Below are 16290 nucleotides of genomic sequence, written 5' to 3'. Positions count from 1 at the left end.
TTCTTTAGAGTGGTCCATACCCGGTTTGACTCCCGGTTAACGGACCGTCGGTCAACTGCCCACCACCGGACAAGGCCCTCCGGCCTCGGCCCAGCGCTTGAATTGAGTGACGAAGATATCGTGCGGCACCGGCACCGGCGCTCGCCCTTCACCCGGATTCCAGCCCCACAGCACCAGTTTGTCGTCGCTGACATGCTTGATCAGCGCGGCGAGATCCCGGTCGCCATTACTGGAGCGGTCCTTGATCATTGCGCACAATTTGTCGGCCGGCAGCCCGATCCAGGCCATTTTGTGCGCCGCAGGCGGCAGGCTCCAGTGCGGTGCACCCGGCGGCGCATGCGGGCCGTAACTGGCCGGCGGATTGCTGTCGGCGTGGCAGGTGGCGCACGGCAAACCGGCCGCGCCCTTGCCGTCCATGCCGCGTACGACGTTCATCGCGTGGGGCGTTCCGGCATCGAACTGCAACGGTGAATCACCGGGAATATGGCAGTTCTGGCAGCGCGGGTTCTGAAACACCTTCTGCACGGTATCGAAAGCCTTCAACGCTTCTCTATCCTCTGAGAACAGGTCCGTGGCGTAGATCGTCAGGAGGATCAGCACCACTGCGCCCAGAATCAGATGTCGCCTCATCTCACACCCCCGACAGTTGCAAGGGCAGTTCGCGCAACCGTTGCCCGGTCAGGGCAAACACTGCGTTGGCCACCGCCGGCGCCGTGGGCGGCACGCCCGCTTCACCGATGCCGCCGGGTTTGTCGGTGCTGGGCACGATATGCACTTCAACCACTGGCATTTCGTTCAGGCGCAGCACCTGATAGTCGTGGTAATTGGACTGCACCACCTGCCCATTCTTGAAGGTCAGTTTGCTGTGCAGGGTAAAGCCGAGGCCGAAGGTGATGGCCGACTCCATTTGCGCCGCGATGCTCATCGGGTTGACCGCAATCCCGCAGTCCACCGCGCACACCACTCGGTGCACGCGGATCTTCAGGTTGTCCTGGGACACCTCGGCAACCTGCGCGACGTAGCTGCCGAACGACTCATGCACCGCGACACCCAGTGCATGCCCATCCGGCAATGGCGCTGTCCAATTGGCCTTCTCGACCGCCAGGTTCAACACACCAAGATGTCGCGCATGGTCCTTGAGCAAGGTTCGCCGGTACTCCACCGGGTCCTTGCCTGCCGCTTCGGCCAGCTCATCGATCAACGACTCCATCACGAACGCTGTGTGGGTGTGCCCGACCGAACGCAACCACAACACGGTGATGCCGGTTTTCGGCGAATGCAGTTCCACCTGATGATCGGCCAAGCCCTCGATGTAAGGGCTGTCGACAACGCCTTCCACCGACGTTTTGTCGATACCGTCCTTGACCATGGTGGCCGCAAACGCTGTGCCGTCCATGATCGACTGCCCGACCATCACGTGCTTCCACGCAATCGGCATTCCACTGGCATCCAGGCCGATACGCGCCTGATGCAGGAACGCCGAGCGGTAATAGCCGCCACGGATGTCGTCCTCACGCGACCACACCGTTTTCACCGGGCCGCCCGCCGCCTTCGCAACCTCCACGGCCTCAGCGACAAAGTCCGAAGTCGGGTTGGCCCGCCGGCCGAAACCGCCGCCCAGAAACTCGGTATGAATCTCGACCTGCTCGGGTTTGAGCCCGGTGATTTTTCCCGCGATCATCTGATCCAGCGTCTGGAACTGCGTACCGGTCCAGATTTCGCATTTGTCCTGGGTGATTTTCACCGTGCAATTGAGCGGTTCCATCGGTGCATGAGCCAGGTACGGCACGCTGTACTCGACGTCAATCGCCTTCGCTGCCTTGCGCAAAGCGCCCTGTGCATCCCCGGCCTTGCTGGCCGAAGTGCCCGGCGTGGCGGCGAGTTTGCGAAAGCTCTCCAGCAGATGTTGGCTGTCGAGCCCGGTGTTCGGCCCCAGATCCCAATCGACCTTCAGCGCATCGCGCCCCAGTTTCGCCGCCCAGTAATGATCGGCAATCACCGCGACGCCCGTCGGCACCTGCACCACTTTGTGCACGCCCGGGATCTCCAGCGCTTGCGCGCCTTCAAAGGATTTGACGCTGCCACCGAACACCGGCGCACGGGCAACCATCGCGGTCATGAGTCCGTCGAACTGCACGTCCATCCCGAATTTGGCTCGCCCGGTGATTTTCTCCGGAGTGTCCAGGCGTTTGGTCGGTTTGCCGATGACCTTCCAGTCTTTCGCCTCCTTGAACTTGATCGACGCCGGGTCCGGTGCCAGCAGCTTGCCCGCGTCATCGGCCAGTTCGCCGTACGTGGCGCGGTGGTCGCCGGCAATGACCACACCCGACTCGGTGCGAATTTCCGAAGGCGCGACATTGAAGCGCTTGGCGGCGGCTTCGATCAGCATCAACCGCGCCGCCGCGCCCGCCTGACGGTAGCGATCGAACTCCATCCAGGTCGAGGTCGAACCGCCAGTGATTTGCATCCCGCCAAACCCGGGCAGACCATAGTCGGCGGCCGACGCCGGGGCGTGTTCGACGCGGATTTTCGACCAGTCGGCGTCCAGTTCTTCAGCGATCAGCATGGTCAGGCCGGTCCAGATGCCCTGGCCCATTTCAGAATGGCCGAGCAGCACGGTGACGCTGTTGTCGTTACCGATTCGTAAAAATGCATTCGGTGCAAAGACGTTGCCCTGATTCTCGGCGCCCATGGCAAAACGGTGGGCGCCGGGGATGACAAAGGCGATCACCAGCCCACCGCCCAGCACTGCGCTGCCCTTGAGAAAACCTCGGCGCGATAACGGATTGATGCTGTTCATGGCGCATGACTCCCGTCAACCGATGTCGGCGGCGCGTTTGATCGCGGCACGAATCCTCGGGTAGGTGCCGCAGCGGCAGATGTTGCCGGAGAGCGCCTGGTCGATGTCGCTGTCGGTGGGCTTGGGGATCTTCGCCAGCAGCGCCGCCGCCGACATGATCTGCCCGGACTGGCAGTAGCCGCACTGGACCACATCGAGTTCGGCCCAGGCTTGCTGCACCGGGTGCGAACCGTCGGTGGACAGGCCTTCAATGGTGAGGATTTTTTGCCCATGGGCCACTGCCGTGGCGGGCGTGATGCAGGAGCGCAGCGGCGCCCCGTCGACATGCACGGTGCAAGCGCCGCACTGGGCCATGCCGCAACCGAATTTGGTGCCTGTCAGGTGCGCGACATCGCGCAGGACCCAAAGCAGCGGCATGTCCGCAGGGACATCCAGTGCCTGATCCTTGCCATTGATGTTGAGGGTCAGCATGGCGAATTCCTCAGACTCACGGCCCATGCAGGAGCGAAGCTTGCTCGCGAAGGCGGTGTATCAGACGACTTCCATGTCAAATGACACGGCCCCTTCGCGAGCAAGCTTCGCTCCTACAGGTAGCGCTGTTTGGGTTATCCCTATAGCTAAGCGCAAATTGCCGGGCGAGACCGGTTCATCGACCACCGGTACTCTCAAAACCACCTCAAACCTGTAGGAGCCGGCTTGCTGGCGAAGGCGGCAGTATGGCCACTGCTGCTTCGCCAGCAAGCCGGCTCCTACAGGTTGCGTCGGGGCTTAGAAATCGGTGGACACCGACACTTCGCGCCAGGCCTGCAACTCACCGGCGACAAAGGCGTTCTTGGCTTCGATCGCCGCGACGCAGTCACTGCCCAGCGGCAGGCGCAGCGGTGCCTTTTGCGCTTCCACCAGGGTGATCATGACCTGGGCCAGTTTGTCCGGATCACCGGGCTGATTCAGGGTCACGGCCTTGGCAATCTTGCGTACTTCGCCCGCAGTGCCGTCGTAGTCAGCAATCGAGGACGGCGATTCGACCAGCGAATTGCCTTCGAGAAACTCCGTGCGGAAATAGCCCGGTTCAACGATGGTGACCTTGACGCCCAGCGGCTCCAGCTCGGCATGCAGCGCTTCACTCAAGCCTTCGACGGCGAATTTGGTCGAGCAGTAAACACCGAATCCCGCCCCGGATCTGTACCCCCCCACCGATGACAGGTTGATCACATGCCCGCTGCGAGCGGCGCGCATGTGCGGCAGGACGGCACGAGTGACGTTCAACAAACCGAAGACATTGGTTTCGTACACGCGGCGTACTTCATCGGCAGTGGCTTCTTCTACGGCGCCGAGCAAACCGAAACCGGCGTTGTTGACCAGCACGTCGATGCGTCCGAAGTGCTCGATGGCGGCTTTTGCGACCGCAACGCCCTGCGCTTCGTCAGTGACGTCGAGGGTGACGGCCAGCAAACCGGGTTGATCGCCAAAACGCTGGGTGATGCTGTTGGCATCGCGGGCGGTGGCAACCACCGCGTCACCGTTGGCCAGCGCAGCGGCGGCTATTTTTGCGCCGATACCGCGAGAAGCACCCGTGATGAGCCAGATACGCTTGAAGTTATTGGAGGTGGTCATGAGCGTGTTCCTTGTGTGCAGTGGGGGTAGGCACAAGGTACGCAGGAAGATTGCCCGGAAAAATGCCCTCGTGTTACAAGCACTATGAAACGCTCTTTCATAATGGCACCGCGATGAATCACGATCCTTTCGATGGCTTGACCGAGTTTCTGGCGGTGGCCGAGCACAAGAGTTTCACCCTCGCCGCGACGCGGTTGGCGGTCACCCCCACGGCTGTCAGCCATGCGATCAAATTGCTCGAGCGCCGTACGGGCGTGTTGCTGTTCCAGCGCACCACACGCCGGGTGGCGTTGACTGAAGCCGGGGCCAGCCTGTTTGCGCGGTTGCGGCCTGCGGCCAGTGAAATCGATGAAGCGCTGGCGGTGCTCAGCGGCTTTCGTGATCAGCCCATGGGCACGCTGCGCCTCACTGCACCGAGGCTGTCGGGGGCCTTGTTGATGGAGCCGCTGATTCCGCTGTTTCGCGAGGCTTATCCGCAAGTCACCCTCGACATCTCCCTCGATGACGCGACGGTGGACCTGATGGCTGGCGGTTTCGATGCCGGGATCCGCCTGGGCGAGTCCATCGAAAAAGACATGGTCGCGGTGCGCCTCACGCCGGATCTGCAATGGTCGGTGGTGGGTGCGCCGGAGTACTTCGCCAAGGCAGGCAAACCGGCCAGCCCTGAAGACCTGACCCGTCATCAATGCATCGGCTTTCGCTTTTCGACCTCGGGGAGCGCACACCGCTGGGAGTTTCGCCGCGAGGGGCGCGATTTTACGGTGGGTGTCGAGGGCGGCGTGATCGTCAATGACCGAAGGTTGCTGGTGGCTGCCGCCCGTAGCGGTTCGGGCCTGGCGTATGCCTGCGATCTGGAAATCGCCGATGAGTTGGCGGACGGCCGACTGGTGCGGGTGCTGCAACCGTTCGTGCCACTGAGTTCGGCGCTGTACCTGTATTTCCCCAGCAGAACCCAGACTCAACCGAAGTTGCGCGCCTTTATCGACCTGGCCACCCGCTGGATCGCCGAACAGGGTGGTCTGGGACGAGGCTAGAGCCTCGGTACAAACAAAATGCCGGTCTGATGCCTCAAACCGCTGCGGCAACCAAGCCTTTGCCCATCCGATGCTGGGCCAGCAGACGCATGACATAGCCGATTTTGATCAAGGTAGGCCCGATGATGGTCATGGCATGCATCGCGACCAACACCACGATCGGCAGGTGTCCGGCGTAGAGATAAGCGCCGTAGATGCCTGCCAGCAACAGCGCCAGGCCCGCGCCCAACATGTTGCTAGACAGGTGCAAGACATTCTGAGGATTGCTGAAGTAAGCGAACATTTTTCCGTACTCCCGAATCAGACCAGTTGTACGTTTGTTACTTCAGGTTTCGTGCCAGTTTTTTAAGCTATAAAAATCAACACGCTGCGACGAAGGCAGTCAATTTGACCTGACACCAGAACAGTCAATACGACTACGGCAAGAGTCAATTTGACTTCACCAAGGCCTTCTGCCTGTCCATACACCCTAAAAGCAAACCAATATCATTTGCACGCAGCCAAACCTTTTGTTTTAATCGCGACCAATTCTTATTTGCACCAACGGCGCCTGTCGCCCATGGATATCTGTTCACGATGATGGTCGCCGATTCTTCCAGCGTTCAGAACCTCTACGTCACTCATCACCGCTGGCTGCATGAGCTGCTGCGCCGGCGCTTGAGCAATGCGTTCGATGCTGCCGACCTGGCCCATGACACCTTTATCCGCGTGCTCAAGCGCCCTCAAGTGTTCGATTGCGAAAGTCGCGAGCGCTCCTACCTGGCGACCATTGCCCGTGGCTTGTGCATCGATCACTGGCGCCGTCGGCAGCTGGAACAGGCATGGCTGGAAACGCTGGCTGCACGCCCGCAGGCGGTTCAACCGTCGCCGGAGCAACGGGCAATCATCGTCGAGACCTTGTATGAAGTGGACGCCATGCTGCTGCGCCTGCCAAAGAATGTGCGCGACGCGTTCATCCTGGCCCAGTTGCATGGCCTGCCCTACCGCGCCATCGCCGAAGAAATCGGTGTGTGCGAGCGCATGGTGAAAAAGTACCTGGCACAGGCGCTGATGCACTGCGCGATGCTTGAGGCCGAACTCGATGGCCTGTTGATCGAGTAGCGCCATGCCCGCCGCCTCTTCCAACTCGATCAGCCATGCCAGCCTCGAACAAGCGGCGCAATGGTATGTGCAACTCAACGATCAGCACGTCGGCGATCAGGAACGTCAGCGCTGGCAAGCCTGGCTGGCGCAAAGTGGCGATCATCAGGCGGCCTGGCGCTATGTCGAGCGTGTTGGCCAGCGCTTTGCCGCGTTACAGGATGATCACCCGCAGGCCGCCGGTCTTGTGCTGCGTAATACCGCGCGCTCGCCGATCAGCCGCCGGCAGACAGTCAAGAGCCTGCTCATTCTCGCATCGGGCGGGCTACTGGGCTGGAACGCCTGGCGGGAATCTTCGCTGCCGGACGTTCTGGGCCGATGGACCGCCGATCTTTCTACGGGCACCGGCGAAACCCGGGAAAGCCTCCTGAGCGATGGTAGCCGCATCTGGCTCAACGCCCTCAGCGCGCTGAATGTGCGTTTCGACACCACGCAACGTCTGCTGCTGTTGAATGCCGGGGAAGTGTTGATTGATACCGCCAAGGACAGCAGCCGAGCCTTTCTGGTGCAAACCACCGAAGGCCGGATGCGCGCGCTCGGCACTCGTTTCAGCGTGCGCCAGGAACAACAGCGGACATTGCTGAACGTCTATGAAGGCGCGGTCGAAGTTCGAACCACGGCGGGCCAGGTGCAGGTGGTCGAGGCCGGACGACAATTGGCGTTCACGCAAAACCACACGCCGCCTTCCACCGAAGCAGCGGCGGGCCGCGAAGCCTGGCGCCGTGGTCTGTTGCTGGCGGACAACCTGCCGCTGGGGCAGTTGATCGAAGAATTGAGCCGCTACCGACCGGGGCATCTGGCGTGCGACCCGGCCATCGCCGGTTTGCCGGTGATGGGCTCGTTTCCGCTCAAGGACACCGATCAAGCCTTGCGCCTACTGGAAGCGGCGCTACCGATACGCGTCGAAAAAACCATGGACTGGTGGGTCAACGTCGCGCCAAAAGCGTGAACCAAAAACATTTCAACGCCACAGTTCCCTTTTTGGTTTTTCGTTCGGTTAACCCTGTGAAGCACTTCAATTGCCGCTCGATCTGATTCCAGGGAACACCCTTTTGCGCGACTCCTTCGCTCGCACTCGTTTTGCCTTGCGTCCGTTGGCACTGGCCCTTCCGGTCGCGCTGCTGAGTCTTGCATCGGCCCTCGCCCACGCCGAAACAGACGGCACCAGTGAACAGTCCACCCGCCAGAAGCGTTATTACACGGTCGCTGCTGGCTCGTTAGTCAGCGCACTCAACCGTTTCGCCGAACAGGCGGGGATATTCCTCGCCGGCCGCAACGATCTGGCGAGTGATAAATACAGCCCGGGGCTTGAAGGCGAATTCACCGTGCAACAGGGCTTGCAGCGACTGTTGCAAGGCAGTGGCTTGCAAGCCCAGCCGCAGGGCGACCACGGCTATGTCCTGCAGGTTGCCCCCGCAGCGGATGGGCCGCTGGAACTGGGCACCACCAACGTTTCCGGCCATGCGCTCGGCGCCATCACTGAAGACAGCCACGCCTACACCCTCGGATCGACCTCTTCAGCCACCGGGCTGTCGCTGTCCTTGCGTGAAACCCCGCAGTCGGTGTCGGTCATCACCCGCCAGCAATTGGACGACCAGGGCTCCACCAGCATCGCCGACGCCCTGCGCCGTGTGCCCGGCGTCAGTGTGCAGAACTACGACAGCGAGCGCTGGGAGTTTTCCAGCCGTGGCCTGCCGATCACCAACTTCCAGTACGACGGCGTCAACACCGACTACGACGGCGTCTACGATTACGGCACCACCAGCACCGACATGGCGACCTTCGACCGCGTCGAGATCATCAAGGGCGCCACCGGGCTGATGACCGGTTCGGGGGACCCATCGGCCACCGTCAACCTGATCCGCAAGCGCCCGACCAAAGCATTCAAGGCCTCGATCACCGGCGCTGTCGGCTCCTGGGACAACTATCGCAGCACCGGCGACATTGCCGGCCCGCTGACCGAGAGCGGCAACGTGCGCGGGCGTTTCGTCGGGGCGTATCAAGACCGCAGCGCGTACCTGGACACCTACCGCAACACCCGCGACATCGCCTACGGCATCCTCGAAGCCGACCTGACGCCGGGCACTCTCGTGACCTTCGGTATCGACCAGCAAAATACCCGCTCCCGTGGCGCCAGCTGGACCGGTTTCCCGATGTACAACAGCGACGGTTCGCGCACCCGTTTTTCCCGTTCGTTCAACCCGGCTACCGACTGGAGCCGGCGCGATTTCACCAACCAGACGATCTTCGCCTCGGTGGAACAGCAACTGGCGAATGACTGGAAGCTGAAGGTCAGCTACGACCGCAAACATCGCCAGCACGACACCTTCCTCGCCTCGGCCAGCGGCGGCAATCCGGACCCGCTCACCGGCAACGGCATGTTCATGTACATGGGCCGGTTCAAGGGCGACCAGTTGCAGGACAACCTCGACGTCAATTTCACCGGCCCGTTCAGCCTGCTGGGTCGCGAGCACGAGTTGATCGCCGGTTTCATGTCGATGCACACGCGCCAGGACATCCCGGTGCACGGTTCGGTCTATCCGCCCCTCGACGGCAGCATCTTCGACTGGCGCGGCGAGTTCGCGAAACCGGACATTGCCAGGGTCGGCGACAACGACATCGACCAGCGCCAGACCGGTGCCTACTTGGCCACCCGGCTCAAGCCAACCGACGACCTGGCGGTGATCCTCGGCGCCCGGGTCAGCCGCTTCACTGCCAGCGATGAGCTGGACTACAGCGACCCGACCACCAAGGATGTGCACGACAGCTATCGCCAGACCGGCGTGGTCACCCCATATGCCGGGCTGGTCTACGACCTCGACGATACCTGGTCGGTGTACACCAGCTACACCAGCATTTATCAGCCGCAAATGAGCAAGGATGCCGAGCGCAAACTGCTCGACCCGGTGGAAGGCGACAGCTACGAGGCCGGGCTCAAGGCCGAATTCCTTGACGGGCGCTTGAACGCCAGTTTCGCGGTGTTCCGCATCGAACAAGACAACGTTGCCGAGTACGTCAGCGGTGTCGACACCGAGTCGGTGTACCGCCCGGTGCAAGGCGCCACGACCAAAGGCTTTGAAGTCGAAGTGGCGGGTGAAGTGATGGAAGGCTGGAATCTGTCGGCCGGCTACAGCTACAACCACACCCGCGATGCCAAGGGCGATTACGTCTACGGCTCGATCCTGCAAACCACCGCGCCGGAACAAGTGGTTCGGGTGTTCAGCACCTACCGGCTGTCAGGGGCACTGGAAAAACTCACCGTCGGCGGCGGGGTGAACTGGCAGAGCGAATTCTTCGGCAATGTGTTCCAGCCCAACCCCGACGACCCGGTCAACTTCGGCCAGTCTTCGACAATCACCCAGCAAAGCTATGCCCTGGTGGACGTCATGGCGCGTTACCGCTTCAACGATCACCTGAGCACCACGCTGAACGTGAAGAACCTCTTCGACCAGACCTATTACACCGGGCTCGGTAACTTTGGAACCGGGTTCTACGGCGAGCCTCGCAACGTGCAACTGACCACCCGCTGGGATTTCTGATCGGTAACTTGTCGATCTGCGGTACTTCCGGGCCCCTCCCGGCTGACTACGCTGAAAGTTCAGCACGAGTGAACCGTGGAGAGGATTACCGCCATGCAACGCGTTCAGAAGCTCACGCCCTGCCTGTGGTTCGACGATCAGGCGGAGGACGCCGCGAAGTTTTACTGCTCGGTGTTCGATCATTCAAAAATCACCGCCACGACCTACTATGGCCACGCCGGTTTCGATTTGCATGGCCGCCCTGAAGGCTCGGTCATGACGGTCAGCTTCGAGCTCGACGGACAGAGTTTCACCGGCCTCAACGGTGGCCCAATGTTCAAGTTCAGCGAGGCAATCTCGTTTCAGGTCAATTGCCAGACCCAGGAGGAAGTCGATCACTTCTGGGGCGCCCTGAGCGCGGGGGGCGTCCCTCAGGCCCAGCAATGCGGCTGGCTCAAGGACAAATTCGGCCTGTCGTGGCAAATCGTGCCAATCGCCCTGATGAACATGATGAAAGACCCCGACACGGCAAAATCACAGCGCGCCATGGAGGCGATGCTGCAAATGAAAAAACTCGATATCGCTGCACTGCAACGAGCCTTTGACGGCGAGAGCTAATACACTCCGGTGCTGACCTGCCGAGGACACCGACGATGAAGCCCACCGCTGGCAAAGAAGCTGACAAGGCCCCCCGCTTCTGGCGCGACGATGCCCTGCCCTTCATTGAAGCCCGCTCCATCGCCGATGGGCGTGAGGTCTGTTACACCCGGCATGCCCATGAGCACTTTTCCATCGGTGCAATTACCGCCGGGCGCAGTACCTATATCCATGAGCAATCGGAGTTTGAGGTCAGCGCCGGCACCGTCGTACTGATGAATCCCGCCGACGTCCACGCCTGTAATCCAATCGACGACCAGCCGTGGTCGTACTTGATGTTGTACGTCGATACGCCGTGGCTCACCGACTTGCAGCATCAGCTAGGGTTCAGCAGCGACTTGGCATTTCGGCGGTTTTCCATCACCCATACGTCTGACGCCACCCTGTTTGCCGGCCTGAAGGCGTTGTTCGAAACACTGGTCGACAGCGAGCAGGACGTGCTGAGCAAACACAGCGCGGCGGTCGAGTTTTTTACCGACGCGCAGCAACGCCTCAACCCCGGCGATCAACCGCTGCGCGAGCCCAATTTCAAACTGGAGCGCGCGGCTGACTACATCCGCGACAACTGCACGCAAATGCTCAAGCTCGAAGACATTTGCGACGCTGCGCAACTGTCGCCGTCCTACCTTATCCGCGCCTTCAAACAGCATTTCGGCATGACGCCCCACGCGTTTCTGGTCAACCGACGCATCCAGTTTGCCCAGGATCGACTGCGCAGCGGCAAGCTGATCGCCGACGTGGCGCTGGAAGCCGGGTTTGCCGATCAGGCGCATTTTCAGCGGGCGTTCAAACAGCATCTGGCGGCGACACCGGGGCAGTATCGCGGCTGAATGATCGATCAGGGCAACAACAGGTAAATCGCACTCATCGCCAGCAACAGCGCCATGATCCGGTTGAACACACGCATCCCCGCCGGGTTGTTCAGATAGCCGCGCAGAAAAGTCCCGGCGTACGCCCAGCAACCGACGGACAGGTAGCAGATCACCAGATACACCGCGGCAAACTGCCAGACCAGCCGCGTCTCGCCATCGGCGACAAACGCGCCCATGCCGGCCACGCAGGCCAGCCAGGCTTTCGGGTTGAGCCACTGCATGACCGCGCCATACACCATCGACGGCGCCCGCCCCGACTCCTTCGCGTCGAGTTGCCCGTTGTCCGCCGCCAGTTTCCACGCCATGAACAACAGAAACGCCACGCCGGCCAGTTGCACCACCCGCGTCAGCGCCGGCCATGCCTGCAACACTTCATGCAGCCCCAACCCCATCAACACCAGCAGCAACACAAAACCCAGCGTTGCCCCGACCACGTGGCGCTGACTGGCGCGAAAACCGAACTGCGCGCCGGAACTCAACGCAACGATGTTTACCGGCCCCGGCGTAATCGAGGCCACCAGGGCAAACGCCGCCATCGAAATAATCAGACTCATTGCATACCTTCTTCAATTCAGTTGAACCAGGCCTCACGGTAAGGCGCGGGCTGGTCCGCGTATTGAAGAAAACTGCCCAACCGTTCTAGGAATAAGCGCCCACCACCCGCTTCACCTTGATCAGCGCTGCCCGAAGAGAATCCATGTCCACCGACCCCAGCGCCAATCGGATCGCATGGGGCACGTTGGCAGCGACGGAAAAGGGTTCGGCGGTGGAAACGGCCACTTGCTCTTGTATCAACTCCACGGCGATCTGGTCCGCCCTGGCGTCCTCCGCCAGAGGCAGCCACAAAAAGTAGGAAGAAGGATGAGTGATGCAGGGCAGCCCTTTCAGAAGCTCCGCAGCCAGGGCTTGCCGGGCTTGTGCGTCCGCGCGCTTTTGCGCCTCGAGTTTGCTGACGGTTCCATCGTCGAGCCATGCGCAGGCAATCGCGGTCATCACACCTGGCGTATTCCAGGTCGTCGCCCGGATCACGCGCTCCAGTGCCGGGACCTTTTCAGCCGGCGCAGCAACGAAGCCGACACGCAAGCCGGTGGCGACGTTCTTCGAAAACCCTGAAACGTAGACCGTCCTTTCCGGCGCCAATTGGGCCACTGGGAGTGGCGGGTCAGTTGCGAGAAACGCGTAGGCGGCGTCCTCGATGATCAACAGGTCGTGGGCGCGCGCTATCGATACGAGCTGGTTCCGCCACGCCGCGTCCATCACCCAGCCCAGAGGGTTATGCAGGGTCGGCATGGTGTAGACGGCCCGCACCGAACGACGCTGGCAGAGCGTGTCGAGTGCATCGAGATCGGGTCCGGTCTCGGTGACGGGAATGGGCACGATTTCCAGGTGCAACGCTTGCGCCAGCACTTTGAAACCCGAGTAGGTCAACGCGTCTGCCGCGATCACATCGCCCGGTTTCAGCAGCGCCATCATCGTCACCGCCAAGCCATGCTGGGCACCGCTGACGATCAATACCTGCCCGGCCTCTACGCTCAGCCCTCGCATGCGCAAATGGCTGGCGACCGACGCGCGCTCATGCAGGCGCCCGCCATGCGGCTGGTAGCGCAGATGGGATTCCAGATCGCCGGACAACGCGAGCTGACGCAAGGCGTTGCGCAACAGATCGGCCTGGCCGGGCAATGAGGGGTAGTTGAAATTCAGGTCCATCACGCCCGCGGCCACTTCGGGTTGATCAACGCCATGACCAGGCGGCAGCGACGTCTCCCGAACGAACGTGCCCCGCCCGGTTTCTCCACTCACCAGCCCCATCGCCTCAAGCTCTGCATACACCCGGCTGGCCGTGACCAGGGCCAGCCCCTCTGACTCGGCCAACTGACGGTGCGTGGGCAAGCGAGTGCCCGGCGGCAAACGTCCGCAACGGATATCAGTGGCAAAGGAATCAACCAGCGACTTGTATCGGGAGCGTGGCATCTCGAGATGTATCCATGACAATTTTTTGATTGTCTTCATAGTCAGCCATACGATGCGCTCAAGGCAACCCGCCGCGAAAACAATCATCGAGTGTGACCTCAATGGAACGCGTATCGAACCTGCATATCGAGCCCCGGGAAAAGACCACCAGCGGGTGGATCAACGGGTTGATCGGCGTAGTGATCTTCAGCGGCTCGCTGCCGGCCACGCGAGTGGCAGTGCTGGAGTTCGACCCGGTTTTCCTGACTGTCGCCCGGGCAACCATCGCCGGCGTTCTGGCGTTATGCATGCTGTGGCTGTTCAAGGAAAAGCGCCCTGCAAAGAGCCAACTGCTGCCGTTGTTCATCGTGGCCATGGGCGTGGTGGTCGGCTTTCCACTGTTGACGGCGCTGGCGTTGCAATACGTGACGTCGGCGCACTCCATCGTCTTCGTCGGCTTGCTGCCGCTCGCGACCGCCGTGTTCGGCGTGATCCGCGGTGGTGAGCGGCCGCGGCCGGTATTCTGGTTTTTCTCGGTGCTGGGCAGCCTGCTGGTGGTGGGATTTGCCGCCTCCCAAGGCCTGACCGCCTCACCTGAAGGCGACATCCTGATGCTGCTGGCCATCCTCGCGTGCGGTCTGGGTTATGCCGAAGGGGCGAAACTGTCCAGAACACTGGGCGGCTGGCAGGTGATTTGCTGGGCGCTGGTGCTGTCGCTGCCGGTGATGGCACTGTTGACCTGGTGGCTCGCCCCCGCATCGTTCTCCGGGATCAGCACACCGGCCTGGTTCAGCCTGGGTTACGTGTCGCTGTTCAGCATGCTGATCGGCTTTGTTTTCTGGTATCGCGGGCTGGCTCAGGGCGGGATTGCCGCGGTCGGACAGCTTCAGCTCCTGCAGCCGTTTTTTGGCCTGGCGCTGGCGGCGACCTTGCTTCACGAGCAGGTCAGCATCGGCATGCTGGCGGTGACCCTTGCCGTGATCCTGTGTGTTGCCGGGGCGAAAAAATTCGCCAAGTAATTGATAAGAAGTGCTGGAACCGAGCCCGACCATAACGATATAGACTTCACTGACGCGATGCATTCATCAGAACAAAAAACCGTTTTTCTATCGCCACAGCGGTTATTACGAGGTACATCATAAAGACTGGCTGACGAAGTATGAAATGCGCTCCGGAAAACACTATTAATGCAAGGAGCAACACGAGTGAAAATGGGTCTCTTGCTTTAACCGCACCAGCAACCAACCATAAAAACATTACGCCGAATAGAGCTACCCCTACCACGCCCACTTGGGTAAGCATATCCAGTAATAGATTGTGAGCCTCATGCTTTTGGCCAGATATATCCAGATAGGAAAACGCCCCTGGCCCATGGCCAAATATTGGCGACAACTTCCAAACATCCAATGCATGTACCCACAACGCTTTCCGCACGTCTACTTTATTAGGGTCCAACCCTACTCCAAATGCGGAATCAGATCGCCCGAAAGCAGGCGCTACTGGATCTGTTTGACTTACAGCATATTGTCTACTGACGCCATTGCCATCAAACTCATGACCGGCTTTATCAAGGTGGTTTTCCGTTTGTATCGATTGCTCAACCACACCGCTCTTGACCTGATCAACTCTTATAACCGGATCGGAAGACAGGGATTTAATTTGTGTCTGTACGGTATCGAAAAAGGGTTGACCCACTCCATCAAAAAAACATTTGAAAAAAACAAACGCGAGCAAGAACGCCATGAGCATGGTGGTGAAAAATCTCCAATTAATGTTTTTCAACCAACACGAGACCAACACTGTCAGCACCGGAATCCCGATGCACCACGCCAGGAGCAGTGCATCGCTTCTGACACAAAAACCTAGAAAAAATAGAAACCAGAGAAATACGAACATCTTTACGATCCGCACCTTTGACCAGTGCTGAGCTTGAGAAATAGCCGCCAACCAAAACGGAAGCGGGAGCAGAAAAAGTGCAAGCTGGTTAGGGTTCACCGACCAGGCCGCTACCCGAGAAGGGTAAAAATCTGTATTGACCCCCAACCTGCCTGACAGCCAAATATCTCCTGAAAAAAATAACGACAGAGGAATAAACAGTAGAAAAACAGGGATAGTAACCATTGCCCGAATGTACCTGTGAAACTCATACCTCTCCAAATCGGCAGCACAACCCAACACCACCATCGTAAAACACGCCACATAAAGATAAGCAGCGCCCGTGTAGACCCAGCCTTCGCCGCGCTCAGAGCCCGTTATAAAACCTGCCAAAGCAGTAACAATAAAAAAACCCAGAACACCATCAGCGGGTGTTTAAAGTGCGGCAAAAACTTGCTTCTCACAATCAGCACCATCGCCAAGAATAAAACAACAAGTTCCGATACTCCGATAGGCAAACCTGGAATGCGAAGCATTGTTGAAACCGATAAAAAGGCGACCAGCGCCGCAACCACCGGAGCAACTGAAACTAATTTTTCATTAAGCATGGGAGAATGGTTCTCATTGACTAGGCACAGCTGATTTTTCTGGACAGAAAAAAATGCCATGTTCTTAATGCGCGGGGATTTAGGGCAAATCCTAAAAATGAAGGGATTTTTCTTTAATAGCTGTAGGAGTTTTTCCCTCTAGAAAGTGCAGCTATCAGATACATACAGTAAGGCTGCGAAAAACATGACCTATTGGAGAAAGGCCCCGCTCCGTGCCATTGC

The 16290-nt window shown here is 59.9% G+C and carries 16 protein-coding genes; 7 read left to right on the top strand and 9 right to left on the bottom strand.

Annotation, left to right across the window (positions count from 1 at the left end; translation table 11 throughout):
- Positions 1-51 precede the first annotated feature (51 nt).
- The 4 genes from K5R88_RS04425 to K5R88_RS04410 all read right to left on the bottom strand — a co-directional run bounded on the left by K5R88_RS04425 (position 52) and on the right by K5R88_RS04410 (position 4414).
- On the bottom strand, positions 52-630 hold the full coding sequence (locus tag K5R88_RS04425; protein ID WP_226299284.1) for a hypothetical protein: 579 nt from the start codon (positions 628-630) through the stop codon (positions 52-54).
- 1 nt (position 631) lies between these two features.
- Positions 632-2800, bottom strand: coding sequence for a xanthine dehydrogenase family protein molybdopterin-binding subunit (locus K5R88_RS04420; RefSeq protein ID WP_226299283.1), 2169 nt, complete (start codon positions 2798-2800; stop codon positions 632-634).
- Positions 2801-2815: 15 nt separating this feature from the next.
- Positions 2816-3271 (bottom strand): (2Fe-2S)-binding protein, encoded by a 456-nt coding sequence (locus K5R88_RS04415; RefSeq protein WP_207285671.1) that lies wholly within the window; start codon positions 3269-3271, stop codon positions 2816-2818.
- 297 nt (positions 3272-3568) lie between these two features.
- A complete protein-coding gene (locus tag K5R88_RS04410) occupies positions 3569-4414 on the bottom strand; it encodes an oxidoreductase (RefSeq protein ID WP_223414494.1) in 846 nt (281 codons plus the stop codon).
- A gap of 113 nt (positions 4415-4527) precedes the next feature.
- Here K5R88_RS04410 and K5R88_RS04405 point away from each other — a divergent pair, with 113 nt between their 5' ends.
- On the top strand, positions 4528-5448 hold the full coding sequence (locus tag K5R88_RS04405) for a LysR family transcriptional regulator (RefSeq protein ID WP_192416513.1): 921 nt from the start codon (positions 4528-4530) through the stop codon (positions 5446-5448).
- Positions 5449-5482: 34 nt separating this feature from the next.
- Here K5R88_RS04405 and K5R88_RS04400 read toward each other — a convergent pair whose 3' ends face one another.
- Positions 5483-5731 (bottom strand): hypothetical protein, encoded by a 249-nt coding sequence (locus tag K5R88_RS04400; RefSeq protein ID WP_008038240.1) that lies wholly within the window; start codon positions 5729-5731, stop codon positions 5483-5485.
- A gap of 293 nt (positions 5732-6024) precedes the next feature.
- Between K5R88_RS04400 and K5R88_RS04395 the strand changes: the two genes are divergently transcribed.
- From K5R88_RS04395 to K5R88_RS04375, 5 genes are all read left to right on the top strand, one after another.
- Entirely contained in the window at positions 6025-6549 is a 525-nt protein-coding gene (locus K5R88_RS04395; protein WP_192227371.1) for a sigma-70 family RNA polymerase sigma factor, read from the top strand.
- 4 nt (positions 6550-6553) lie between these two features.
- Complete coding sequence (locus tag K5R88_RS04390; RefSeq protein ID WP_226299282.1) at positions 6554-7537, top strand: FecR domain-containing protein; 984 nt, start codon at positions 6554-6556, stop codon at positions 7535-7537.
- Positions 7538-7640: 103 nt separating this feature from the next.
- Positions 7641-10127: a TonB-dependent siderophore receptor gene (locus tag K5R88_RS04385; protein WP_226299281.1), complete on the top strand. Its 2487-nt coding sequence runs from the start codon at positions 7641-7643 to the stop codon at positions 10125-10127.
- A 93-nt stretch (positions 10128-10220) separates the two neighbouring features.
- Complete coding sequence (locus K5R88_RS04380; protein ID WP_223450439.1) at positions 10221-10724, top strand: VOC family protein; 504 nt, start codon at positions 10221-10223, stop codon at positions 10722-10724.
- A gap of 35 nt (positions 10725-10759) precedes the next feature.
- Positions 10760-11593, top strand: coding sequence for an AraC family transcriptional regulator (locus K5R88_RS04375; RefSeq protein WP_226299280.1), 834 nt, complete (start codon positions 10760-10762; stop codon positions 11591-11593).
- A gap of 8 nt (positions 11594-11601) precedes the next feature.
- Here K5R88_RS04375 and K5R88_RS04370 read toward each other — a convergent pair whose 3' ends face one another.
- The gene (locus K5R88_RS04370; protein WP_226299279.1) at positions 11602-12189 is read right to left on the bottom strand and encodes a LysE family translocator; all 588 of its coding nucleotides are present in this window, start codon (positions 12187-12189) and stop codon (positions 11602-11604) included.
- An 85-nt stretch (positions 12190-12274) separates the two neighbouring features.
- Positions 12275-13606: an aminotransferase-like domain-containing protein gene (locus K5R88_RS04365; protein WP_226299278.1), complete on the bottom strand. Its 1332-nt coding sequence runs from the start codon at positions 13604-13606 to the stop codon at positions 12275-12277.
- Positions 13607-13707: 101 nt separating this feature from the next.
- On the opposite strand from K5R88_RS04365, the gene K5R88_RS04360 reads away from it, so the two are divergent.
- A complete protein-coding gene (locus K5R88_RS04360) occupies positions 13708-14604 on the top strand; it encodes a DMT family transporter (protein ID WP_223450442.1) in 897 nt (298 codons plus the stop codon).
- Positions 14605-14650: 46 nt separating this feature from the next.
- Here the strand turns inward: K5R88_RS04360 and K5R88_RS04355 are convergent, their stop codons facing one another.
- Positions 14651-15853, bottom strand: a complete 1203-nt coding sequence (locus tag K5R88_RS04355) for an O-antigen ligase family protein (protein ID WP_226299277.1) — start codon at positions 15851-15853, stop codon at positions 14651-14653.
- Positions 15838-16068 carry a hypothetical protein gene (locus K5R88_RS04350; RefSeq protein ID WP_226299276.1) on the bottom strand — a complete coding sequence of 77 codons (231 nt, stop codon included), beginning with the start codon at positions 16066-16068 and terminating at the stop codon, positions 15838-15840. Before K5R88_RS04350 ends, K5R88_RS04355 begins: the two co-directional genes overlap by 16 nt.
- Positions 16069-16290 lie beyond the last annotated feature (222 nt).

The organism is Pseudomonas sp. MM213 (assembly GCF_020423045.1).
In the GTDB taxonomy this organism is placed as follows: domain Bacteria; phylum Pseudomonadota; class Gammaproteobacteria; order Pseudomonadales; family Pseudomonadaceae; genus Aquipseudomonas; species Aquipseudomonas migulae.
This window is presented reverse-complemented; position numbering and strand designations above follow the sequence as displayed.

Coding starts and splice junctions, on each gene's coding strand:
- K5R88_RS04425 (WP_226299284.1), bottom strand. CDS start 630: ATGAGGCGACATCTGATTCTGGGCGCAGTGGTGCTGATCCTCCTGACG.
- K5R88_RS04420 (WP_226299283.1), bottom strand. CDS start 2,800: ATGAACAGCATCAATCCGTTATCGCGCCGAGGTTTTCTCAAGGGCAGC.
- K5R88_RS04415 (WP_207285671.1), bottom strand. CDS start 3,271: ATGCTGACCCTCAACATCAATGGCAAGGATCAGGCACTGGATGTCCCT.
- K5R88_RS04410 (WP_223414494.1), bottom strand. CDS start 4,414: ATGACCACCTCCAATAACTTCAAGCGTATCTGGCTCATCACGGGTGCT.
- K5R88_RS04405 (WP_192416513.1), top strand. CDS start 4,528: ATGAATCACGATCCTTTCGATGGCTTGACCGAGTTTCTGGCGGTGGCC.
- K5R88_RS04400 (WP_008038240.1), bottom strand. CDS start 5,731: ATGTTCGCTTACTTCAGCAATCCTCAGAATGTCTTGCACCTGTCTAGC.
- K5R88_RS04395 (WP_192227371.1), top strand. CDS start 6,025: ATGATGGTCGCCGATTCTTCCAGCGTTCAGAACCTCTACGTCACTCAT.
- K5R88_RS04390 (WP_226299282.1), top strand. CDS start 6,554: ATGCCCGCCGCCTCTTCCAACTCGATCAGCCATGCCAGCCTCGAACAA.
- K5R88_RS04380 (WP_223450439.1), top strand. CDS start 10,221: ATGCAACGCGTTCAGAAGCTCACGCCCTGCCTGTGGTTCGACGATCAG.
- K5R88_RS04375 (WP_226299280.1), top strand. CDS start 10,760: ATGAAGCCCACCGCTGGCAAAGAAGCTGACAAGGCCCCCCGCTTCTGG.
- K5R88_RS04370 (WP_226299279.1), bottom strand. CDS start 12,189: ATGAGTCTGATTATTTCGATGGCGGCGTTTGCCCTGGTGGCCTCGATT.
- K5R88_RS04365 (WP_226299278.1), bottom strand. CDS start 13,606: ATGCCACGCTCCCGATACAAGTCGCTGGTTGATTCCTTTGCCACTGAT.
- K5R88_RS04360 (WP_223450442.1), top strand. CDS start 13,708: ATGGAACGCGTATCGAACCTGCATATCGAGCCCCGGGAAAAGACCACC.
- K5R88_RS04350 (WP_226299276.1), bottom strand. CDS start 16,068: ATGCTTAATGAAAAATTAGTTTCAGTTGCTCCGGTGGTTGCGGCGCTG.